Source organism: Bradyrhizobium sp. C-145, from assembly GCF_023375135.1.
Taxonomy (GTDB): domain Bacteria; phylum Pseudomonadota; class Alphaproteobacteria; order Rhizobiales; family Xanthobacteraceae; genus Bradyrhizobium; species Bradyrhizobium zhanjiangense.
In genome coordinates, this window is record NZ_CP088150.1 from 7,785,310 (window position 1) to 7,806,529 (window position 21,220).

General features: G+C 61.8%; 18 protein-coding genes and 4 pseudogenes. 9 read left to right on the forward strand and 13 right to left on the reverse strand.

What is annotated here, in order from left to right; all coding sequences use genetic code 11:
* Positions 1–177: 177 nt before the first annotated feature.
* Positions 178–4,527: a translocation/assembly module TamB domain-containing protein gene (locus LRP30_RS36570; protein ID WP_249757943.1), complete on the reverse strand. Its 4,350-nt coding sequence runs from the start codon at positions 4,525–4,527 to the stop codon at positions 178–180.
* Positions 4,527–6,545, reverse strand: coding sequence for a BamA/TamA family outer membrane protein (locus tag LRP30_RS36575; protein WP_249757944.1), 2,019 nt, complete (start codon positions 6,543–6,545; stop codon positions 4,527–4,529). The genes LRP30_RS36570 and LRP30_RS36575 overlap by 1 nt, the downstream gene beginning before the upstream one ends.
* 820 nt (positions 6,546–7,365) lie before the next feature.
* Here LRP30_RS36575 and LRP30_RS36580 point away from each other — a divergent pair.
* A complete protein-coding gene (locus LRP30_RS36580; RefSeq protein WP_249757945.1) occupies positions 7,366–7,593 on the forward strand; it encodes a hypothetical protein in 228 nt (75 codons plus the stop codon).
* Positions 7,594–8,073: 480 nt separating this feature from the next.
* On the opposite strand, the gene LRP30_RS36585 is transcribed toward LRP30_RS36580, so the two are convergent.
* The 6 genes and pseudogenes from LRP30_RS36585 to LRP30_RS36610 all read right to left on the reverse strand — a co-directional run bounded on the left by LRP30_RS36585 (position 8,074) and on the right by LRP30_RS36610 (position 12,242).
* The gene (locus LRP30_RS36585) at positions 8,074–9,186 is read right to left on the reverse strand and encodes a branched-chain amino acid ABC transporter permease (protein ID WP_249757946.1); all 1,113 of its coding nucleotides are present in this window, start codon (positions 9,184–9,186) and stop codon (positions 8,074–8,076) included.
* On the reverse strand, positions 9,183–10,049 hold the full coding sequence (locus LRP30_RS36590) for a branched-chain amino acid ABC transporter permease (RefSeq protein WP_249757947.1): 867 nt from the start codon (positions 10,047–10,049) through the stop codon (positions 9,183–9,185). The genes LRP30_RS36585 and LRP30_RS36590 overlap by 4 nt, the downstream gene beginning before the upstream one ends.
* Positions 10,050–10,056: 7 nt before the next feature.
* Positions 10,057–10,761: pseudogene (locus tag LRP30_RS36595) on the reverse strand (ABC transporter ATP-binding protein).
* Positions 10,758–11,471 carry an ABC transporter ATP-binding protein gene (locus tag LRP30_RS36600; protein WP_249757948.1) on the reverse strand — a complete coding sequence of 238 codons (714 nt, stop codon included), beginning with the start codon at positions 11,469–11,471 and terminating at the stop codon, positions 10,758–10,760. Before LRP30_RS36600 ends, LRP30_RS36595 begins: the two are co-directional and overlap by 4 nt.
* Positions 11,472–11,655: 184 nt before the next feature.
* Positions 11,656–11,808 (reverse strand): annotated as a pseudogene (locus tag LRP30_RS36605) (thermonuclease family protein); the annotation flags it as partial.
* A 26-nt stretch (positions 11,809–11,834) separates the two neighbouring features.
* Complete coding sequence (locus LRP30_RS36610; RefSeq protein ID WP_249757949.1) at positions 11,835–12,242, reverse strand: hypothetical protein; 408 nt, start codon at positions 12,240–12,242, stop codon at positions 11,835–11,837.
* Between the two features lie 58 nt (positions 12,243–12,300).
* On the opposite strand from LRP30_RS36610, the gene LRP30_RS36615 reads away from it, so the two are divergent.
* On the forward strand, positions 12,301–12,984 hold the full coding sequence (locus tag LRP30_RS36615; protein ID WP_249757950.1) for a hypothetical protein: 684 nt from the start codon (positions 12,301–12,303) through the stop codon (positions 12,982–12,984).
* Positions 12,985–13,575: 591 nt separating this feature from the next.
* On the opposite strand, the gene LRP30_RS36620 is transcribed toward LRP30_RS36615, so the two are convergent.
* The 3 genes and pseudogenes from LRP30_RS36620 to LRP30_RS36630 all read right to left on the reverse strand — a co-directional run bounded on the left by LRP30_RS36620 (position 13,576) and on the right by LRP30_RS36630 (position 16,047).
* Entirely contained in the window at positions 13,576–15,267 is a 1,692-nt protein-coding gene (locus tag LRP30_RS36620; protein ID WP_128936271.1) for a methyl-accepting chemotaxis protein, read from the reverse strand.
* Between the two features lie 254 nt (positions 15,268–15,521).
* Positions 15,522–15,820: pseudogene (locus LRP30_RS36625) on the reverse strand (SOS response-associated peptidase family protein); the annotation flags it as partial.
* A gap of 26 nt (positions 15,821–15,846) precedes the next feature.
* Complete coding sequence (locus tag LRP30_RS36630) at positions 15,847–16,047, reverse strand: hypothetical protein (protein WP_249757951.1); 201 nt, start codon at positions 16,045–16,047, stop codon at positions 15,847–15,849.
* A 407-nt stretch (positions 16,048–16,454) separates the two neighbouring features.
* Between LRP30_RS36630 and LRP30_RS36635 the strand changes: the two genes are divergently transcribed.
* Genes LRP30_RS36635 through LRP30_RS36645 form a run of 3 tightly spaced genes read left to right on the forward strand, consistent with a single transcriptional unit; the run spans position 16,455 to position 17,333 of the window.
* Positions 16,455–16,832 (forward strand): hypothetical protein, encoded by a 378-nt coding sequence (locus LRP30_RS36635; protein WP_249757952.1) that lies wholly within the window; start codon positions 16,455–16,457, stop codon positions 16,830–16,832.
* The gene (locus LRP30_RS36640; protein WP_128936347.1) at positions 16,792–17,109 is read left to right on the forward strand and encodes a PilZ domain-containing protein; all 318 of its coding nucleotides are present in this window, start codon (positions 16,792–16,794) and stop codon (positions 17,107–17,109) included. Before LRP30_RS36635 ends, LRP30_RS36640 begins: the two co-directional genes overlap by 41 nt.
* Positions 17,110–17,126: 17 nt before the next feature.
* The gene (locus LRP30_RS36645) at positions 17,127–17,333 is read left to right on the forward strand and encodes a hypothetical protein (protein WP_249757953.1); all 207 of its coding nucleotides are present in this window, start codon (positions 17,127–17,129) and stop codon (positions 17,331–17,333) included.
* Positions 17,334–17,558: 225 nt separating this feature from the next.
* On the opposite strand, the gene LRP30_RS36650 is transcribed toward LRP30_RS36645, so the two are convergent.
* Complete coding sequence (locus tag LRP30_RS36650) at positions 17,559–17,813, reverse strand: hypothetical protein (RefSeq protein ID WP_249757954.1); 255 nt, start codon at positions 17,811–17,813, stop codon at positions 17,559–17,561.
* A gap of 981 nt (positions 17,814–18,794) precedes the next feature.
* Between LRP30_RS36650 and LRP30_RS36655 the strand changes: the two genes are divergently transcribed.
* The 3 genes from LRP30_RS36655 to LRP30_RS36665 all read left to right on the forward strand — a co-directional run bounded on the left by LRP30_RS36655 (position 18,795) and on the right by LRP30_RS36665 (position 20,656).
* Positions 18,795–19,193 carry a hypothetical protein gene (locus LRP30_RS36655; protein ID WP_249757955.1) on the forward strand — a complete coding sequence of 133 codons (399 nt, stop codon included), beginning with the start codon at positions 18,795–18,797 and terminating at the stop codon, positions 19,191–19,193.
* 479 nt (positions 19,194–19,672) lie between these two features.
* Positions 19,673–20,113, forward strand: coding sequence for a nuclear transport factor 2 family protein (locus tag LRP30_RS36660; RefSeq protein ID WP_128936275.1), 441 nt, complete (start codon positions 19,673–19,675; stop codon positions 20,111–20,113).
* 267 nt (positions 20,114–20,380) lie between these two features.
* Positions 20,381–20,656 carry a DUF3303 family protein gene (locus tag LRP30_RS36665; RefSeq protein ID WP_128936276.1) on the forward strand — a complete coding sequence of 92 codons (276 nt, stop codon included), beginning with the start codon at positions 20,381–20,383 and terminating at the stop codon, positions 20,654–20,656.
* Here LRP30_RS36665 and LRP30_RS36670 read toward each other — a convergent pair.
* Positions 20,595–20,750: a hypothetical protein gene (locus LRP30_RS36670; RefSeq protein ID WP_164940623.1), complete on the reverse strand. Its 156-nt coding sequence runs from the start codon at positions 20,748–20,750 to the stop codon at positions 20,595–20,597. The two genes, LRP30_RS36665 and LRP30_RS36670, sit on opposite strands and share 62 nt — an antisense overlap.
* On the opposite strand from LRP30_RS36670, the pseudogene LRP30_RS36675 reads away from it, so the two are divergent.
* Positions 20,715–21,123 (forward strand): annotated as a pseudogene (locus LRP30_RS36675) (DNA ligase); the annotation flags it as partial. The gene LRP30_RS36670 and the pseudogene LRP30_RS36675 overlap by 36 nt on opposite strands.
* Positions 21,124–21,220 lie beyond the last annotated feature (97 nt).

The following is a 21,220-nucleotide window of genomic DNA, read 5'->3' on the forward strand; positions in this document are numbered from 1 at the left end:
GCGCGACACAATCGCTGACCTCGTTGCCGCTCACGCTGCGAGCACTCCAGCCAGGGGACATCGATTTGCCAAGCAGCTTCGATTTTCCAACAGCAGACGCGCCTTCGCGTTCTCGCGGCACGACAGATGATCGCCCCTCTCGGATGAGCCGGGATGGGTCGAAGAATCGCTTTTGCGTTACCATTCGAATCGCGTGCCGATCCCGACGGATGTCGAGCCCTTCGCATCAACATCCGACTCGACGCGGATGTGGCGCGTCACGTCGACATTGGCCGACACACCTGACTGGCTTTGGCTCGCGCCCGTCCGCACACCCACGCTCAGCCTGTCGCCGATCGCGCGCGAGGCGCCGACCATCGGACCGCCCGCCCCGGCACCCACGTCCAGATTGTCGACCCCAAGCGAGCGGCGCATGCGGTCCACCGTTCCCTCGCCACCGCTTGCAAACTGAGCCGCGGCCCCTGCGAGCTGTACGGCCTGCGAGGTCGTCAGGCTGCCCGAGGCCTTCTGAAAGAGAATGCGCGACAGGATCTCATCCTGCGGCAACTCGGGCTGCGAATGGAAGGCGAAGACCGGCGCGGCCGCCGGTCCCGAGATTCCGACCTGTGCGGTGATGTCGGAAGCCTGTATCTCTGCCGCGAAATCGAGCTCGGGCGCGAGATCTCCGTTGAAGGAGAGATTACCCTTGGTGAAGTTCAACGTCTTTCCGAGCACCACCAGCTTGCCCTGGAAAAGCGAGAAGGCGCCCTTCGGCACCGGACCGTTGGTCGTGCCACCCACGTGAATGGAGCCGCCGAGCTCCGCAGTCGCCCCGCGGCCATGGATAAAGACGTGGTTCGGCGCCGAGACCGTCACGTCGAGCGACGCGTTGAAGAGTGCCGGGCGCCCCTTGTTGCCCTTTAGCGTCTCCTCCTTGCGCGCAGCCGCAAGGCGTGCGGCGACCTGGCCCGAGGCGTTCACATGGTTGATGCCGTCGATCGGCTTGAGCGTCGAAGGCAGGCGGTCCGGAATATCGACATTGACGCGAGTCAGGTCGATGCGACCGGCAATCCGTGGATCGCGCGCCAGGGCGCCCGTGACGTCGAGGGCGAGATTGGCCTGAGCGGTCGCCAGCGCGCTGGCGGCGAGGGTCGCCTGCTGGCCACGGATCGAGACCGTGCCTGGGAAGCCTGCATCCGGGGCGACCCTCACCTGGCCGGAGCCTGACAACGTGCCGCCGTTGGGCGTCACCGCGGCCAGGCGCTCCACGACGATCCGCTCTCCTTCGGCGGTGATTTTCGCCTCGATGGCATCGAGGCGCGTGCCGAGCATGCTATCACGGAAGGTGCCTCCGCTCATGGTGGCGACACCGCCGATCTGAGGCTTCGAGCGCGTGCCGCCGACACGGGCATCGAGCGCGACGCTACCGGATACGGTGCGGCCGGAGGCGGAGAGCATCGCATTGGCGACGGCGGCATCGAGGCGGCCCTTCGCGGTCAGCGCAATCGGGCCCATGGCGTCGAGCGGCAGCGTGCCCGACGCCGTGAACGTGCCGGCTTTTCCCGCGGCAACTGTGGTGTTCAGGCTCGCGCGGCCTCCATCGAGCCGCCCATTCGCGGCAATGTCGATCGGCGGCAAGCCCGCGCTCCTGGTCTGCGGCGCCGCGAGCTGCTTGACGGCCACGTTGTATTGACCCATCGGCGCGCTCGCGGAGCCGGCGATCGCGGCTGAAGCGTCAAGCGTCCCGGCGAGCCCCAAACCGGGCGCCGCGACATCGGCCGCGCCGAGCGGGATCGCACTTGCCACGGCCTTGAGGTCGAGCGCCTTGCCGGCCTTGCCATCGACAGTGAAGCGGCCAGTCCCAATTCCGAGGGCCAGATGCTCGATCAGCACCGTGCGGTCTTCGAGCGTGAAGCCTGCGGGCCCCTGCAGCACGAGCGCGTTGGCGCCACGCCGTGCGGTGAAACGATTGAGGTCGAACCGCGTCCGCTGCCTGGACGTCAACGCACCCGCGGCATCGAGATCGAAGCCGGCAGCCTTGGCGGAGAGACCGATCGCGCTCGTATCGGCATTGCCCCTGGCCGTCAGCGCGATGCTCGAGACGGTCTGACCGCCGAACGCGACATCGTTGACCCGGGCATCCGCATTGAGCACCGGATGGCTGTAGAGATCGGCGCCATCGGCGCGCAGATCGAAACTGCGGATGGCCGCACCGGCGGCGCGGATTCCCGCGCCCTTGCCAACGAGACGGACGGACTGCCGGCCGCCATCGGCCGAAGCGGCAAGGTCGAGTGAGGCCGAACCGGCGAGTTCTGTGAGAACAAGCGGTGAGAGGTCGGCGAGCGCCCCAGCTGCGAAGCGAATCTGCCCGCTCGCGAATCTCTGCGCGTCGACCGTTCCTGCGCCCTTCAGAGACACCGAGCCGATCGCGATGTCGAGGGTCTTTGCGTGCCATCCGGCAAAGGCGGGAGCTCCGCGATCGTCACGCTCCGACGATCGGCGGCTCACCTGAACAATCCCGTGCGCCGGGTTGCCGTCGACGGAGCCGCTGAGCTTGGCGTCGACGGCACAGAGCCCGTTGATGTCGTTGACCGTCGCGGCGAGCTCCAGATGCGGAATGGGGCGCCGCATCGCGGTGGCGCGATCCACGGAGGCTCCGAACGAAACGCTGGGATGCGCGAGCCCGCCGGTCATGCCGACGTCGAGAGCTCCCGCACCGGTGAGGCGCGCATCGGCCGCCGAGAGATCCGGCAAGTCCACATGGGCCGACAGGTCGCTCGAGTCGCGCGTCACCGTTCCCTTGACGCGAACCGCGACATTGGCTCCGTCGAGCGACGCGCCGCGGACCGTGTAGGTGTCGCGGCCATCGGCAGAGAGATCGGCTGCGAGTGCGAGCCGCGCCCCCGCGAGCCCATCGAGCGCCGCAAGTCCCGTCGCAAGCTTCTCGCCGGTGCCTGACATTCGGGCGTCAAAGCTGCCACGCTGGAGGTCCGCGTCGAGATCGAGGCCGAACGCCGCCGAGCCCTTGAGCTTCAGCCCGGCAAGGTCGGCAAAGTACCCGAGGTCGGGCACGGTGCCGGCAGCACGGCCATGCAGGCGATCGGCGCTGACATCACCTGTATAGGTCGCCTGAACCGTGGAGGTGCCGATTTCGAGACGCTCGATCCTGGCGCGGCCGCCCAGGTCCGTATCGCCGTGGAGCACGAGCGATGCGGTGTTGCCGATCGCGGCCGCCAGACTCGCGTCGCGTGCCGCAATGCCGGAGGCGCGCAGGTTCGCGTCAAGGATAATACGCGTTGCGGGATCGCTGGCTTCGGCGCGAGGGAGGGCCGTGACGGAAGCGTCAAGCGTCTCGACGTCTCCGTCCGGTAGATGAGCACCCGACAGCGCGAGCTTGACCGATGCTGTGGGAGCCTTGATCGGGCCGGTGACGCGGCTATCGAAGACGAGGCTGCGGATCGAGCCGTGGTCGGTTTCGGTCACGTCGCCGTTGCTTGGCAGGGCGCGGATGGAAGCCGCGAAATCCATCATCTTGTCGGCTCCGAGCAAGCCCTTCGCGTCGAGCCGGGCGAGATGACTCGTGAGCGTCAGCCCGTCCAGTACGACGCTGCCGTCGTCACCAATACGCGTCGTGCTGTCGAGCTTGGTTTCACCGGCAAAGACCGGCGCGGCAATTGCCGGCAACAACGGCCCGAGATGGCTAGTAAGGCGCGTTGCGAGCCCTCGGCCCGCACCGTTTCGGTCAAGCGTAATCGTGCCGGTCGCATCGATCGTGGGGCCGGCCTGCAACTTCAGGGCACCACGAAAGCTGTCGAGCGTGCCCTGGCCGCCCAGTGCGAATGTGACGGGCGGCTCGCCCGGCAAATGACCGAGCTTCGACATGAGTCCATGGGCCGGCTCGTCAAGCGTGACGTTGAGGGTCAGCGCATTTCCCTGCGGAACGTAGGCGAGAGCGGCATTGAAGCGGCCCGGAAAATCCTTGCGGATGGCGTCGAGATTGAAGACGAGCCCTTCGGCGGGCGAGCCGAGCTCGGTATTGCCGGTCGCCGCGACACTGAGGGCTTCACCCAGAATGGACTGCCCAAGCGTCAGGGCTCGCAGGTCGAAAGCCTTCACCTGCACCTTCACCGGAAGGTCGGGCAGGATCGGCTGGTCGGACTCGGCGACAGGTTGGTCGGATGGCAGAGGCTTTCGCCTGATCTCAAGCGTGCCGATCTCGAGACGGTCGATCTCCAGTCGCCCCAGCAGCAGTGCGCTGCGTCGCCAGACGAGGCGCGCCTTGTCGAGCGTCAGCCAGACTCCGTCCTTGTCGGTGATGCTGACGTCGCGGACCGTGGCATCCGAGGACAACACGCCATCGACGGCGCCGACATGGACCTGGGTCGCCGGTGTCGAGAGCGTCCGCGAGACAAGACTGGCCAGCACATCCTGCTGGTTCTCGCCGCTCCCGCCCACCATTCCGTAGCCTACGATGCCGAGCAACGCGACGCAGACGAGCCCGAGGGCGGCGACGGCGGAACAAACGATGAGCGGTCGTCGGATGCGCATCAGAATGCTTGCCCAATGCTGACATAGATTGCATACCGGCTGTCGCCGGGGCGTGGATTCAGCGGCGTCGCAACATCGAGGCGGATCGGGCCGACCGGCGTGAGATAACGCAAGCCAAGTCCCGCCCCATAGCCCACATAGTCGTCGAAGCCTGGCACGGATGATCGGGAGGCGGTGCCAAAGTCGAAGAATGGCACGAGGCCGATGGTGGGCGTGATCCTCACCCGCACCTCGGCGGAGCCCTCGATCAGGCTGCGACCACCGGTGATTTGGCCGAACATCATCGGCGAAATGGTATTGAACCCGTAACCGCGCACGGATCCGCCGCCGCCAGCGAAGAAGCGATGCGCATCCGGGATCTCGGCGAGCGGCGCTCCCGCAAGCGAGCCTGCAGCCAACCGGCCCGCCAGAACGTAATTGGCCTGCTCGTCGAGCGCATAGTAGGCCGAGCCCGCGATCCGCCCTTCGAATAGATCGATGGTGGAGCCCATCAGCTTCGGATAGGCATTGACGGTCGCCGACAGGCGCACACCGCGCGTGGGGTCGAGCGGATTGTCGGTGGTGTCGTAGCGGCCGGTCGCGGTGAAGCCGATCAGCGTCGCGTCGACCCGCCCCAGCACGTCCAGCGATTTCGATTGCTCGACCTGAAGACCGGCCTGCAGCGAAGCCGCTTCCGAAAAGCGGTGGATCACGCCGAATGTGCCGCGCACCGTATCGTCGGCGTAACCGCCGAGGTCGTTGTTGCCGACACGCTCGCGGAACGCAGTGGCCTCGACCAGAAGATCGTTGGCCGTACCGAACATGCCCGGCTTGATGAAGGTAGCGGTCAATCGCGCGCCGAAATCCGAGGCGTGGAGATTATTGAAGCCGTTGAAGGACGTGCCGTCGACCCGTTGTAGAAGCGAGGCGGACGCTTCGAGCCTCAGGCGCTCGCCGCCGCCGAATATGTTCCGATCCTCGTAATAGCCCGCAATGCCGGGACCATCGACGGTGGAATATTTCGCCGAGAGACCGACCGCGTGCCTCGGCCTTTCTGTCAAATCGATGAAGACCGGCAGGTTGCCATTGGCGTCGAGCTTGTCGGCCTCGCGGATGCGAATTCCTCCGATGGCTGGGATCCTAGCGATCGAGGTCTTCGTCAAGGCAAGCCGCTCGGGCGAATAAGGCTCGCCTTCCCTCAGGTGGACATGCGTGGCGACCACCCTCGGGTCGACATCTCCGCCCGAGATCGTGACGGCGCCGATGCCGGCTTCGGGGCCCGCTTCGACCCGCAGCCGAAAGTCCATTGCGGCGGCCGCATGATCGACGGTGGCCTTGACGTCGGCAATCTTCGCAAGCGGATGTCCGTTGCTGCGGAACCAGTCCACGAGCTTCACCTGCGCGGCGCGCAGGTCGGCCGAAATCGCGGGATCGCCGGACTTCAGCGCAAAGGCGCGGCGCGGCAATCCACGCGGCGCTTGCTCGCGCGCATAGTCCACTTCGACGGTGCGCAGCTTGAACAACGGACCGAGCCGTGCGGTGACCTTGATTGGAACGACCGACCGATTGCGAAAGGTGTCGGCCCGACGCGCCGCGGCGGCGAGCCCGGTCTCGTCGGGGGATACGGGAACTCCGTCCACCGTTACATCGATCTGGGCATTATAGCGGCCAAGCCCCCAAAGGGCATCGAGCAGCGGATTGATATCGGCCTGAAGCCGGCGCACGAGACCTTCGCCATCCGGCGGTGGTTCCTGTCGGAGGCGATAGGTGCCGGAGGCATCGCGCAACACCTGCTTGGCGTCACTATCATTCTTGCCATCCAGCGTCTTGGCCTCAATCTCCAGCCGATAGGACAGCGTCGTGGCGCTGACCGGCGGCGGATCGTCGGAACCGAAAAGGCCAAAGAAATCGAGCGCGTGAGCCTGCTCGCACAGCGACCAACCGACGACGGCGACACACCCCGAACGCAGGATGCGTCGCGCCGCAGCGACAAAATATCCTCGCCTTGCCCGCCGCAGCGGCAGGCATCGTCGCAACACGATTTGCTTGATTGTTCCGCTCCGTACTCGCCTGTTGACAACTCGAGCCTCTGCAACTCAGGCCCGGCGATCCCCTGTCTCCGCATTCAACAGGCACCACACGCGAAATTGATAGACATCATGATGGACATGTAGGGCACAGAAAAAATCGTCTTCGTGATCTTCTATTGATTGAACAAAGACCACGACGTTCAAGAAAGCTCCACTGTTCAGGTACGCTCCACGAAAAAATGCTCTAGAAACTGTGTGCCCCATCCGAAGAGTTCCGCGCGCGACTCTTTGCCATTATTGTGTTTGGGCGGCATTCCGGTAACGAGTCCTCACAGAATTTCTTGCAACGGGGAACATCCACATCGGACTCATGATCGGCAAATTTCAAAGGCGTGATTCCAGCGCGCCCTTGCGTAGCTGCGGAGCAGCCGTGGCAAGTTCAAGCGCCTCTATCCGCGCTGCACTTCCCCAAAGGCGTCCCGGCTATCGCCACCGGCGATGCGCGAGCTATTTCGATCATGACAAGTTCAAGTTCTTCACGCTCGTCTCACACCATCGACGTCGCTGGGATGATCCAAACAAAGATCCTGAGTGCGTTTGGATTGGGGAAGCGATCGATGAAAAAAGTGCCCACTTCGCCATGAACTGCCGCTAGACATGCGTAGGCTCCTCGCCCCGCCAGGGCGCGTTTGACGTGGAGATCAAAGGCCGCTTGCGACCGGGCTCTCGACGGTTGCGGCCTAGGGTCAACAACCAGAAGAGTCCTGTCGATTGGTGAAGCCGGATGGCGGCGCATCGTGCTGCCTTCGATTGAACCCGGACGCGTTTGATGTCGCAGGAGCGTTGGGCGCTTCTGGTCGCATTCCCAAAGTCGGAGCTTCAAATCGGTGACGGCGCTTGGTTTGGAGATTTATTCGCCGTTCTACGCCTCGGCTTTGACGATCTGCCGATCAATGTTCTTCCGGCCGCCTTGGATACGCGTTCGGAGACGGAAGAGGCAGCGGCGCGGCCTTGTTATCAATCGACGCGTCAGCGGTATCGCCTCAACCGCCATTGATCCGGCGCTGGCGACCACCCATGTCGCCGGCCCAAAGCGCTACCTTCGAGCGCATGGTGTCGCGGAAAATCGTAGCTTGGCGGAGAAACTCGTACGATTGGTAGCGGGGGAGCGCTACCGCCTTTCCCCACACCAACCAAACCTGCGATACCTCATCCATTCCTTCGCATAAGGGCAGATCGCGAGCTCTGGGCGAGCGCCACTTTACCCGTTTGAACGTGATCTTTGAATGGCCGCGTCGCCCAGCTCGTGCCAAAGCGGGCGATATCATGGAGAATCGAAAGCGAGCTCGCGTTTGGGCCCGCAAATGAACGAATCGCACTTTCAATTTGCGCTCGATAGCGTTCTTCAAAGCAAGGAGCGGAATTGCCTCGCGGCTCCATCACATCCAAACGGTAGCAGCTTGGGCAATTAACCTCCTGGACGCCCGAGCGCGTCCTTCGCAAAGACGGACTGGCGGCGTTTCTGAATGGACGAGGGTCACAATGGCATTGGACTGGACTTGCTGCGGCCGAGCAAGCGCTGGGTCGGGAACGGCTGTAATTGCCAGCGTCGAGCTGCCGCGCCCCACACGCCGTGGGGCATGAACAGCATGATCAGGATGGCGAGCGTGCCGAGCACGACCAGATAGAGACTGCCAAATTGGGCGAGATAGGTGACGAGCCCCCACAGCAGGAGCACGCCTACCATGGGACCTTCGATGGTGCGCACCCCGCCGATCACGACGATGAAGATGACATAGGCGGTCCAGTCGGTGACGCTGAAGGCCGCATCAGGCGAAATACGCGCCTTCTGCAAATAAACCACGGCGCCGACCATGCCGGTGGCGAACGCGACTGCGATCCACAGCACGTGACGAGTCCGCCCGGTGCGGACGCCGACGCTGCGCGCCGCCGCTGCGTTGTCACGGCTTGCGGCCAGCGCAAGGCCGTGGTGCGAGCGCACGAAGGCGTAGATGCCGAGCGTGACCAGCACGGCGAGCAGCAGCGCCAGCCAGTAAACCAGCACGTCACGCGCGGCCGCCGGGCGCATGCCAAGCAGCGCCTGCACCGCCTTCAGCCCGACCATCTGCGACAGTTCGCCCGGCGAGATCGACATCCCGGTGCCGCCGCCGAGCGACTTGAACTGGGCGCAGATTAGCCGCAGCGCTTCGGCGGCGACCCAGCTGCCGATCGCGAAATATGGCCCTTCCAGCCGGAACAGCAGCGGCCCGAGCACCGCCGCGACCAGCGCCGCGAACAGTCCGGCCAGCGGGATCGCCGCAACCGGATCGAGCCCGGCCATCACGATGCCGGCAAACAGCGCATAGGCGCCGAGCCCGACAAACGCCTGCTGCCCGACCGATACCAGCCCGCCCCACCCGGCCAGCACGTTCCAGAGCTGTGCCAAGGTCAGCATGGTGAAGACGAAGATCAGATCCTGGATCAGGTTGCGCGAGGCGATCGCGGGCAGCGCGGCCAGCGCCACGATCAGCGCGATGCCGGCCACGGCCGCGACGCGCGACAGCCGCGTGCCGACCCGAACCCGCCACACCGGCGTGTCCACCAGGCCCTGCTCGCGACTTGCCGGGATATGGATGCTTTCGACGCTCATGTCCGCCTCGCCGGGAACAGGCCGCGCGGCCGCACCATCAGCACGACAAGGAAGGCGAGATGGCCGGCCAGGATCTGCCATTCCGGATTGATCCGCCCTCCGATCGCCTGCGCCAGCCCGAGCACGATGCCGCCCGCCAGCGTCCCCCACAGGCTGCCGAGCCCGCCGATGATCACCGCCTCGAATGCGTAGAGCAGCCGCGCCGGTCCGATCGACGGATCAAAGCTGGCGCGGATACCGAGCACAATAGCGGCGATCACCGACACTGCGAGCGACAGCCCGACCGCGATGGCGTAGACGTTGCGCTCGTTGACGCCCATCAACTGCGCGATCGCGGGGTTATCCGCAGTGGCGCGGAATGCCCGGCCGAGCGAGGTGCGATAGAAGATGAGCTGGAGCAGCGCGACGGCGGCAACCGCCGTCACCAGCGCGGTCAGCGGCGCCAGCCCGACGCTCACGCCGGGGGCGAGCGCCACCGACGAGGATTCGAAGGCGCCTGCCTGCAGCCGGCGGCTGTCGGCGCCGTAGCCGAGCAGCAGTCCGTTCTGGATCACGATCGACAGGCCGAAGGTGACGAGCAGCGGCGGGAGGATGTCGTCGCCGAGCACCCACTCCAGCACCAGCCGCTGCAGCACGAAGCCGAGCACGAACATCGTGATGACGACCAGCAGGGATGCGGCCGCAAGTGGCACACCAAGCGCGGTGGTGGCGCTGAGCACCAGATAGGCGGCAAGCAGGATCAGATCGCCATGCGCCAGATTGACCAGGCGCATGATGCCGAAGATCAGCGACAGGCCGAGCGCGAACAGCGCATAGACGCCGCCGAGCAGCACGCCTTCGATGATGGTGTCGAACCCGCTCATCGCTCCCTCATGCTCCGAAATAGGCCGCGCGGATCGTGTCCTGATCGACATCCCTTGGCCGTCCGCTCAGCGTCACCCGTCCCTCCTGCAAACAGTAGAAGCGATCCGAAGCCCGCAATGCGCGGGCGATGTCCTGCTCGACCAGCACGACGGCGGTACCGCCAGAGCGGATCTGCGGCAGCATGCGGTAGATGTCCTCCACCACGATCGGCGCGAGGCCGAGGCTGATCTCGTCGCACAGCAGGACCTGTGGGTTGGACATCAGCGCGCGGCCGATCGCCACCATCTGCTGCTGCCCACCCGACAGCGCGGTGACGGCGCCGCGCCGCCGCTCCCTCAGCACCGGGAACATGCGGTAGACCGCGGCGAGATCCCACGGCGCGCTGCGTTCGCTGCCATAGGCGCCGATCAAGAGGTTCTCCTAGACGCTGAGCGAGGGAAACAGCTGGCGGCCCTCCGGCACCAGCGCGAGGCCGAGCCGGACGATGCTGGCGGCGGACGCATCGCCGATCGCCCGTCCCTCGAGGCGGATCGCATCGGGACGGTTCTTCACCAGCCCCGCCAGCGATTTCAGCATGGTCGACTTGCCGGCGCCGTTGGCGCCGATCACTGCGACCGCCTCGCCCTCGTTCAGCTCGAAATCGATGCCGAACAGCGCCTGGAAGTCGCCGTAGAACGCATCGAGCGCCGTGACATTGAGCAGCGCGGTCATGCCGGCACGCCCATATAGATGGTCTCGACCTCGCGCGAGCGCATCACCTCGACGGGTGCGCCCTGGGCGACAACCTTGCCAAAGTTCAAGACGACCAGCCGCTGCACAACCGCGAGCAGCGCATGCACCACGTGCTCGATCCAGATGATGCCGATGCCTTCGGCATGGATGATGCGGATGGTCTCGACCAGTTCGTGGCATTCGGCATCTGTGAGGCCGCCCGCGATCTCGTCGAGCAACAGCGTGCGCGGCCGGGTGGCGAGCGCCCGCGCCAGTTCGAGCCGCTTGCGATCGAGCAGCGGCAGGCTGCCCGCGAGCCGATTGGCCTTGGCTTCGAGGCCGGTCAGATCGAGCATGCGGCCGCAATGCTGGATCGCATCCGCCTCCGACAGGCCGCCGCCGAACAGCGCGGCGACTGCAAGGTTCTCGAACACCGAGAGATGGTCGAACGGCTGCGGGATCTGGAACGAGCGCCCGATGCCGGCGCGACAGCGTGCCTCGGGCGAGAGACCCGTAATGTCGGCGCCATCGAGAACGATGCGGCCGGCATCGGGCCGCAGCAGCCCGGTGATCAGGTTGAACAACGTCGATTTGCCGGCGCCGTTTGGCCCGATCACGCCCAGCGCCTCGCCGGAGGACAGCGTCAGGTCGATCGCGTCTGCAACGACGATGGCGCCGAACCGTTTCGAGATGGCATGGAGTTCGAGCATGGTCGCCCACATCTGGTTTCGGCGGAGGGGAGATGCGCAGCAACGCCACGCATCTTCCGCCTTCGATGAAGCAGCTGGCGTGCCATAGTCGCTTGCGGCTCGTCCCTCACCATTGTCTTTTTGATGGCTCTCGGGGTTTGGTAGGCGGCGCAAGGGCGCGGCGCTTGCGTGCGGCAATCATGACCCCCCGGCTACGCTGGCTGCTCTCTAGCGCATCGATGCCCCAAAGGCGGATGCGGGTGCCGTGGATTTCGAGCGTGTCGCCGTCGAGGATGCTGGCACGCCCATTGATGTCGGCGGCAAAGGCTGCGCCGATCCATGCGAACACCAAAGTCACGGCATGGGATGCCCACGCTAGCTTGCTCAGGAGCCACCTTGAGGAAGAAAAAACTCGCTTTGACGGTCGTAGTCCGACTTGCACTGCGGACATTGAGCGGGTTTACCGGGCTTCTCAAGCTTGGTCAGCTTGATAAATCGACCATCGACAGTTAGGTATCTTGGGCAAAAAGGCATCCCTACAGGATGGCCGTCGCGCGCCTCATAAAGCATGTTGCGTGCTTCGATGGTGTTGCCCTTGAACTCAAACGATTTCCTTAGCCGTTCAATTTCTTTGTCCTTTTCCTCGATCTCGTCGCGCGCATCGACGAGCGCCATTTTGAGATCGGCCATCGCCGAGTAAATATCAGCGGCCTTGGCCCTTAGCTCGGCCAACTCGATCTTGTGATCGATATCTCGCAAGGAGCCACTTACGGCCAACCAAATCGATGCCATCTTAGATTCTGCCGATCGGCGACTCGAGGAGCGTCAATCGCGAGGCGAGCCGAAGAAAGTGGCATCTAATCGTCCAGGACGAATTGAGAGCTATTTTATTGTTTTGGAGCTCTATAGCGAACTCCTTCGAAATCTCGAATTCGTGGATCGAGCCCAGAAGAAGGAACATCTGCACTATTGCTTAAGTTTTTGGGATAAGGGATTGCGAGGAGTACTGTCATCATTCAAGGAGGTATTAGAGGAACTCCGACGAGACCTCGAAAGCGACCCCCAGTTGAAGGATAAAGAGCCACTTATCAAGGCAGTGATTTACTTCGAGGAAACGGTGGCCTTCGCTTGGCCCGCCGCTCTTTCGGACATCGCCTACCAAAATATTGGCAGTGAGAAGCTTGCAGAACTCCTTGACGAGGTCTCCCGAGAAACTGAATTTTCTCTCCTGCGGCGACTTTTCTCGCTTTTCATCCTGCTCGAACTGGACCCGTCTCGCGCCATCAAGAGGTTTACAGAAATCTCTTCTGAGCCGAACGTCGATCGTTGGGTCAAGAACGCGATGGTTCTCCGTCTATTTGCGTATTATCGCACGCATCCTCTATCGGCGACGCTGCGAGGTCAGTTTAAGACACTCGTAGCCGACTTAGAACTTCAACTGCGGCCGATCACAGGAAAAGGACGCGTAAAGGGGAAAATAATCTCTGAGATACAAAAGCTCGCCTATAAAGGGGATGGGAAAGACGCCCGGTAGACGCGCGGTTTGTTGCAGTTGCTAGGTGTGGCCTGCGTCCCCGCACGCCACGTCGAAGGGCGCGCAACCCCTCGACGATCGCGTCGTAGTCGGTCTGCGGGACGGTCGCAATCCATGCGTCCGCGCGCTGCTCTCGTTCTTTCAATGCAGCCCGATGGGCCGCCCACCGCGCTATACGGAGCGGGACGCGCAACGACCATATTTTAGGCGCCTAGCCAACTTGGAATTTGCGATGGCATCGGGAGGCAACGGGAGCAACGCCAAGGCGTTCATCCCCAACGGGCCTTCCAGCATCAGTTATCACCACGCGGCAGCTTCGCGACAGCTCGACGGAGCTTGATTTCGATACACCGAGCGCAGATCAACTCGCAGTCCCCGGCCGGCGGCGCAAGAACGGTCAGCTCCTCAGGCGCGAACTCTTCTTCGCAGTGATCGCGTTTGCCGATCAGGCGATGGTGCACCGCTTCAGGAAGGTACTTTAGCCGAACTGAAGGGGCTCACAATCCTCCTCGCTGCCGGTTGGCGCGGACAAGCTTGACCTAGCTGCGCAAGCCGCGCGCCGAACAACTGCCACCCACTCTCGGGAACGCGTCACGCTCGAACAGTGCGCAGGAAATTCGCGACCTCGTCGCTGAGTCTAGTCGAATTGCGCGACAACAGCCCGGCGGATGACAGGAGCTGAGCCGACGCGCTGCCCGTTTCGGCTGCGCCCCGTTGCACGTCGGCGACGCCGGAACTGACCTCGCCGGTGCCTTGGGCCGCCTGCTGAATGTTTCGAGCAATCTCGTGCGTCGCCGCGCCCTGCTGCTCCACCGCAACCGCGACCGCCGTGGCGATTTCGGACATTCTGGCAATGGTGCCGCTGATATCCGTGATGGCCGCGACAGATTTTCCTGTAGCGTCCTGCATGCTCCCGACCTGCTGGCTGATCTCTTCCGTCGCCTTGGCGGTCTGTTCGGCCAACGCCTTGACCTCGCTCGCGACCACGGCGAAGCCGCGACCGGCATCACCTGCGCGCGCCGCCTCGATCGTGGCGTTGAGCGCCAGGAGATTGGTTTGGCCGGCAATGCTGTTGATGAGATCGATGACATCCCCAATTCGCGCCGCTGCCTGCGCCAAACGCGTGATCTGTTCATTCGTTATTCCGGCCTGTCGGACCGCCTCGCTTGCGATGCGCGAGGACTCCTGCACCTGCCGGCCGACTTCTCCCACCGAGGCTGCTAACTCTTCTGAGGCAGACGCGACCGACTGGACGTTGGTTGTCGCTTCATTGGAAGCCGCGGCGACGCCAGTCGCCACGCTCTGCGTGCGTTCGGCCGTCGACCTCAGCGCGCTTGCAGATGATTCAAGCTGGCTCGAAGCTGAGGAGACCGTCTGAACGATTTCGCCCACCGCAGTCTCGAATGCGTCGGCAAGTCGATCCATCTCGCGCCGCTGGAGCTTGGCCTGCTGCCGCTCCTGCTCGGCCCTGCCTTCCTCTGCCTCCTTCTTGGCGATCAGTGCCTCCTTGAACACCTGCAATGCATCGGCCATTTGCCCGATCTCGGTGCGCTCGCCCTGATGCGTTACCTCAGCCGACAGATCACCAGCACTGAGCGCTTTCATCGGCGAGACGATCGCGGCAATGCCTCGCGAGACGTTTCTCACCAAGAAGAAGGCGACGAGGGCGCCGACGAGGCCGGCGGTCGTCGCGATCGCCACAACAGTATTGAAGGTATAGTTGTAGGCGGCCGCGGCCTCCGCTCCCGCCTCGTCCGCGCCTTTGTTGTTCAGGTCGATGGCATTCGTCAGGACCTTGTCGGCCTTCAGGCCGACGGGATTGACGGTTTTGCTGTTCAGCTCGTTGGCCTCTTCGGGGAAACGGCCAACCGCGGCGCGCGACAGACGCAGCACCTCCTGCGAGCCCTTCATGTATTCGTTCCAGAGACCGCGCCATTCGTCGTAGAGCGCACGCTCCCGCGCACTGGAGATGAGCTTCTCGTAGCCCGCGATATTCTGCGCCATCCTTTCGGCGACCTGCTCGATCCGCTTGTCAAAGTCCACCTTGTCCTCTGCACGGTCGTTCAGCAGGTGTTGCCGCACCGCATTGCGGTAAGTGATCGTGGTTGCGCGCAGCTCGCCGAGCACGCGGATGCTTGGGAGCCAGTTGGTCTGCATGTCGATGACCGCGGCGTTGATCACCTGCATCTTCCAGATTGCAAACGCGCTGGTGGCGAGTAGTGCCAGCAAGAGGCCGACGACGACAGCGGAGATTTTGGTGCGGATGGGCATCTTCGCAAACATGGCATTCTCCCCAAAAGGACTAAATTTGTGATGCCCTCCCGTCGCAATACCATCTGACAGGTGGCCGTCTCTCCCCTGGACCGGACCAGTTGTAAACGCCCGATGCTAGTAGAAGTTGTAACGATCTTGCTTTAAGCAATTCTTACCATTAAGGCTGATTAATTCCTGGCGAACAGCTTTTGCACGAATTTGGAAATTCGTCTCTTGCTGCCTGGGCTAGGGAGCAAATTCTGATTTGCCGGCTCCGGCGCCTATTCGGCGAAGCTGTTGAAGGGCACGAGGCACCGGTTCTCAGGCTTCAGCCAGCCGCGCCAATGCGGCGGTGACGTGTTGCGGATGTTGGACCCGCGGCCCGCCAGTGCGCAGCGGCGGCGTCATGCCCCCCAGCGCATCAGAGTCATTTCACTTCCGGCTTCCGTTTGCGGATCACGGGAGCTGGATAGTCCGGGAAGACGCCGGCCATCGGCTGCAAGTTGCCGACGTAGCGGTTGACCACGCGGAATAGCGCGAGGATGGCGGCTTGGTTGGCGGTGATGCTGTAAAGATTGCACATGGAGAGAAGCCGCCGGCCCGCTCGACCTAGAGCATCCGGTCCTTGGTGACCCGCAAGCTGCGAACGTAATAGCCCTGTCTTTGAACGGCTGACTTGATCTCATCGCTGACTTTGAGAACTCGTTTTCTGCTCTTGCGCCACTTATTCTGAGAGTAAACTGCGGGTATCGCAGAGCCTGTGCTTAGAACGAGAAAATCGCGCTTCTCATTGCGATGGACATCAAACACTTTTCGCCCCCGCTAATCGTATTGAAGAAAGCACGAAATATGTTTCAGTCATTCTGATCCCTCAGCTTACCACCTCGCACGGCTGTGCGGGTTGCAAACGTGCAACGCTCAGCGACTTCTGCTTCACCGCGCACGGCTAGCCCGGAGTATTCGATCATTGTGTCCGCCGAATTTCGATGCTCTCGATGCAACCTGCGTACTACGATACCGGTTGCTCGCAACTTGCTAACTTTTTTTCAACCGCTTTGACTTAAAACTTTGAACACGGACTTCGACGGTCGGTCGGCGTGGCCGTTCTTACGACCGCAATGCTTGCCCGAGTGGGCCTGTCTTTGTACTCGCGTATACCTGTATTTTCATTGCGATACCTTTCGGCACTGCCGCCGAACCAAATAGAGATTGCGACGATGTCGTCGGTGCTTAAATTTCGCCAGCCGCACAACGCGAACTCCAAGACGTCCCCCTCGCGCCAGAAACTGCCTGACATTCTCGCCAACATCGCCGCTCTGTTGTCGCGAGTTCAAGCTCTCGAAATTCAGACAATAGATGACGCTCGTCAGGCGATCTTCATTCTTGAACTCGCGAATGGCTGCATCCGGGTGATCGTCGGACAAATCCCACTGAACGAGACAGCCAGAACGACTCTACCGGCTCAGTCGGCGCGGATCGATCTGCTGATTGCAGAGACCCGCAGAGAGGCGACCTGTTTGTTTGAACCAACTGATTTGAAATCGTGGATTGCAGATGACCGAGGACAATCGAAAGGCGCACCGCGTTCGGTTTGAACACAAGCACATCGTGAGCATCATGGGTGTTGATGGCACGTGGCGAAGAAGCTGCATTCTCATCGATGCCTCTGCAAGCGGTGCCAAGCTTGAGGTCGAGGGCTCAACGGACCCCCTCAAGGCACAGGAGTTCTTCCTAGTTCTGTCGTCCACTGGACTGGCATTTCGGCGCTGCGAGCTGATTTGGGTGGATGGGTCTCACGTCGGAGTCCAATTCGTCACCGCAAAGACGAAGGCGACGGCAAGTCCACAGAAACGTCTTGTCGGCTCACAATGAGACGAGTTCGGCACCAAATGAGCGCTCAGCAACCTGACAAGCTTGTTGTCGGCAGTCGCTTCATGATGAGCGAGCTGGGGATCGTTCAGCTCCCAGAGTTCGCCCATAAGACCGGCACCATTGTCGAAACCAGTAGTCGCACCCCTGGCGTGACGGTGCTGTTCGACGGCGCGGTCAGACCGACCGTCTTAGACCGAAGCTACATAGCTGCTCTCTCCAAGTGACGATCCTTTTTGCAGGTCGCGCTCACCATGAAAACACAGAAGCCAAAGCAATGGGCCGACCAAGAGGTCCGACGATTAGACAGGCTCGCCCGGCAGGGAGTTGGCACATCGAGGATAGCCGCCGAACTCGGCCGCCACGCTGGATCGGTGAGGCGTATGGCGCGAACCATGGGACTGCTGTTGAAGAAGTAATCCCCGAGCGATCTTGAGCGCGGCGCAGGGGACCTACAGCCCAAAGCCTCGGCCAATCTCCCGCGCAAGCTTGAGCGCGGCGTCGGTATGGCGGCCATAGAAGAACGCTCGATCAAGCTGCGAAAAGATGCCCATTCCAAATAGCGCGATGGCAATGCCTCTAAACATGGTTATGGACCGGGTTGAACGATGCAGCGAAAGTTCAAAACGGCCCCAGCCGCAGGTTGGGAGAAACAGCCGGGGCCGGCATTCCCATTCCAATGTGCCGCAATCGGCGGTAATCGGCACGCTTGTTAGCTAGCCACATGAAAGCTAACGGACTGTTTCGAAGGACCCGAATTCGAATGAAGGTGCTTTGGACACCCCGCTCACATTGCGGCCGAAGCGCGCCGTAGGCCCTCTCTCGTGACTTGCTACGTCATACGCACATGAAAGCGCGGCGGCGTCATGCTGAGCGCCAGGTAGACATCCAACTGAGATTCGGTGCCTTACCCTGATTGACGCCGCCCAAGAGCCAACTCACCCGCGCGCGGCCGCCCGCCCATTTGATGAAGTGATCGACGCCAGAAGGCCGCGTCAGATTGCAGCCGTCATAGCGGTGATGAATCACAAGCGTAGGCGGCAGTGCCAGGATTGATTCAACATTCCTTCGAGGCCGGACCCGACTCCGGACTGAGGTACCCGAGGTCAAGACCAGCGCGTCCGGCGTCGCGACGCGCACCCCGGTGAGACGGAGCGCATCGTGGCCGTTATGGCTTGCTATAATTGGCTTGACTGCATCAACGTGAGGGAAGGCCGCCGGGGCTGGCGAGCTGGCGGGCCTTCACCCCATCGGGGTGTTGACCTTGACCCATTGCTTCTGCCGGCCGCCACGGATACGTCCATAGCGATCGTTTAAGCTGCATCGATTTCAAATTCAGTCCGCAGCGAAAGTTGTCTTCGACGAACAGTCAGACTTGCTGACTCGGATCGTTGCCAGCAATTAATCCCTATCTTTGTCAACACCATTTACGGTATTTCTCCGGGCTTGAAACTCGATGTGTTGGGGAGCTTTGCTACTACTTCCGAGCAGGCACATTAGTTTCCCTTCCTTACATCCAGCGGTGGTGGACCGTAGGCTTAGGTGAAACACGCGCACCGCGTCACTGCCCTGGCAGATGGCATCAACGACGATAGCGATCTGCCCTGTCGCTAGCGAATTCCGTCGAGCCAGACTCGCGATTAGCTGCGGATTGATCGCGTTGCTGTGCTCTCATACGGAGAGATCACATGGCGAATGATCCGCTTGTCTTTTACTCCTTCGATGAAACTAGCGGTTCCGTCGCGCACGATCAGCAAGACGGGTACGATGGTGGCGCCACTCATGTACCCGGCGTCACCGGCAACGCCCTTCAATTTAACGGATCGTCGGATTATGTAAGCGTGGCCGATTCACCTGACTGGAACTTCGGATCCGGGGATTTCACGCTTGAGTTCTGGGCCAATTTCAATTCAATCCCTAGCGGCAGCGCAGGACAGCCCGGAGATGTGCTTATAGGGCAAGATGAAGGGGGCGGAACGACAAACAAATGGTTTTTCAGTGGTACTCGTTCGATCTCGTCAAGTCTGGATCGTCATACCAGTTTTATGTTGATGGACAACTTGTCGGATCCGCCGCCGAGTCATTAGTCCTCCCAGACGTCAACGCGCCACTGACAATCGGCCATGCCGAGGCATTCGGCTTCGATGGTCTGCTCGATGGTGTGGCAATCTATAACCGCGCATTGTCGCAGGCCGAAGTATAACAGTCGTATCAGGACGGCGCCGGTGTGCCAGGCGGCGGCCCGGTTATCACCTCCGATGGAGGCGGGGGACGGCCGCTGTTTCAATTCCAGAGGACACAACTGCGGTCACGACTGTCGTAGCAACTGACGCAGATGGTCGGGCCTTCATGCTTCTAAGTTGTTTGATGAAGCGCCGTTACGCGCTCCGCTGGTGACATCTCCGCCATCACTAGTCTGCACGCGAACGACTTCTTCTTTGTGTGACGGCGACGCTTCTTTGTGTGACGGCGAAGCGTGAGCGACTGCGAAGATGGTGAGTAAAAATCCGCACAGGACCGACTTTTGGGACGCGAAAGACGACAACCTTCGAGAGGAGAATGTTCCATGCGCATTACTTTAGCATCAACATTAATGGCTTTTCTGCTCACCGCCGCTCCGGCGATATCGCTCGCGGCGGACGCCAAGACGGACGTGGAGAAAGCCTACGCCACCTTTGACGCCGCATTTAACAAGCAGGACGCGAAGGCAGTCGCTGCCAACTATGTCCCGACAGCCAAGGTGCTGCCGCCGACCCACGAAGTCACATCCGGGCCAGCGGAGATTGAAAAGTTTTTTGCCGGGTTCTTCGCAAATGGTGTGACCAATCATAAGCTGGAGGTCATCGACGCTGGCGGAGACGACAAGGTCGTGATTGGCACGGCCAAGTGGAGCGCTACAGGTAAGGACAAGGATGGCAAGCCGGCGGCATTCAGTGGACTTGCAATGCACGTTTTCGAACGCCAAGCAGATGGTTCGTTAAAGCTGAGGTTTCATACCTTCAACTGAGTTGGCGGATGGTCCTGAAAACAAAAAATCCCGGCGGCATAAAGGCGCGGGCGTCAGCTTCTGACGCCCAAGCAGAGATTCAGGATCGGTGCGAGTGACCCCGATGGGACATTCCGCCGATTAAGAATTGCGCTGCTGCCTAAACGGCGCTTGAACAAATCAGCAGACCTGTTCGTTCGTCATTGCTATTGGACGGGTAGGCGCTATCGTATGCGAGCGGCCAACCCGCGAGTTTCATCCATTAAATTGCAATTTTGGGAGACTCACATGAAGTTCATAGTCGCTTGGACTGTACCTCAAGGCACATTCAACACAGCAGTCGCACGGTTCTTAGAAACCGGTGGCGCACCACCCGAGGGCGTCAAGATGTTGGGGCGTTGGCATGGCATGAACGGTCAGGGATTTGCCATCTCCGAATCGACTGATCCAAAGGCCATGTATCGTTGGGTCTCTCAATGGGCTGACCTACTCCCGTTGACCGTCACTCCTTGCCTTGAAGACGGGGACGCGGGCGAGGTGATGGCGTCGCTACCGAAGCGTTGACCTCAATCGGATCAAAGCCATCGCCGCCGGCTTGGACGGCGATGGCATGCCGAGCAGGCTCGTCGAAGCCGCCCTCAAGAACCGGATCAAGCATTTTGTCCTCGATGGCGAAGCAAGTCGTGCTCGGCGTCGATGGCATCTCCGATTTCAACGCGCTTCACTCGCGCAAGCACGATCACGAGGTGCAGTTCTGCGCCTTCGATATTCTTACTGAAGGCAGTGACGACTTGCGCATGCTCCCGCGGTCGATGCGGAAGACGAACTTGGAGCGCCTATTGGCGCGGCGTCCTGAAGGCGTGTTCGTCAATCCGTTTGAGCGTGGCGAGCTTGGGCCTGATCTGTTTCGAGCTGTAGGACTTGAAGGGCTGGTATCCAAGCGGCGTGACCGGCCGTATCAGGGCGGTAGGACCAAGCACTGGATCAAGGTGAAGAACCGCAAACACCCGGCGATGGAGCGCGAGCTGTGAGCAGAGCGGCAGGTCCGTTCTGCAACTAACAGCGGACCTCAACGATCGATCGCTCCACTTCGCCTTGGGGCCCACCTGCGGACGTAGTCAGTTTGAA

Coding starts and splice junctions, on each gene's coding strand:
- LRP30_RS36570 (WP_249757943.1), bottom strand. CDS start 4,527: ATGCGCATCCGACGACCGCTCATCGTTTGTTCCGCCGTCGCCGCCCTC.
- LRP30_RS36580 (WP_249757945.1), top strand. CDS start 7,366: ATGTCGCAGGAGCGTTGGGCGCTTCTGGTCGCATTCCCAAAGTCGGAG.
- LRP30_RS36585 (WP_249757946.1), bottom strand. CDS start 9,186: ATGAGCGTCGAAAGCATCCATATCCCGGCAAGTCGCGAGCAGGGCCTG.
- LRP30_RS36590 (WP_249757947.1), bottom strand. CDS start 10,049: ATGAGCGGGTTCGACACCATCATCGAAGGCGTGCTGCTCGGCGGCGTC.
- LRP30_RS36600 (WP_249757948.1), bottom strand. CDS start 11,471: ATGCTCGAACTCCATGCCATCTCGAAACGGTTCGGCGCCATCGTCGTT.
- LRP30_RS36610 (WP_249757949.1), bottom strand. CDS start 12,242: ATGGCATCGATTTGGTTGGCCGTAAGTGGCTCCTTGCGAGATATCGAT.
- LRP30_RS36620 (WP_128936271.1), bottom strand. CDS start 15,267: ATGTTTGCGAAGATGCCCATCCGCACCAAAATCTCCGCTGTCGTCGTC.
- LRP30_RS36635 (WP_249757952.1), top strand. CDS start 16,455: ATGTCGTCGGTGCTTAAATTTCGCCAGCCGCACAACGCGAACTCCAAG.
- LRP30_RS36640 (WP_128936347.1), top strand. CDS start 16,792: ATGACCGAGGACAATCGAAAGGCGCACCGCGTTCGGTTTGAACACAAG.
- LRP30_RS36645 (WP_249757953.1), top strand. CDS start 17,127: ATGAGCGCTCAGCAACCTGACAAGCTTGTTGTCGGCAGTCGCTTCATG.
- LRP30_RS36655 (WP_249757955.1), top strand. CDS start 18,795: ATGGCGAATGATCCGCTTGTCTTTTACTCCTTCGATGAAACTAGCGGT.
- LRP30_RS36660 (WP_128936275.1), top strand. CDS start 19,673: ATGCGCATTACTTTAGCATCAACATTAATGGCTTTTCTGCTCACCGCC.
- LRP30_RS36665 (WP_128936276.1), top strand. CDS start 20,381: ATGAAGTTCATAGTCGCTTGGACTGTACCTCAAGGCACATTCAACACA.
- LRP30_RS36670 (WP_164940623.1), bottom strand. CDS start 20,750: ATGCTTGATCCGGTTCTTGAGGGCGGCTTCGACGAGCCTGCTCGGCAT.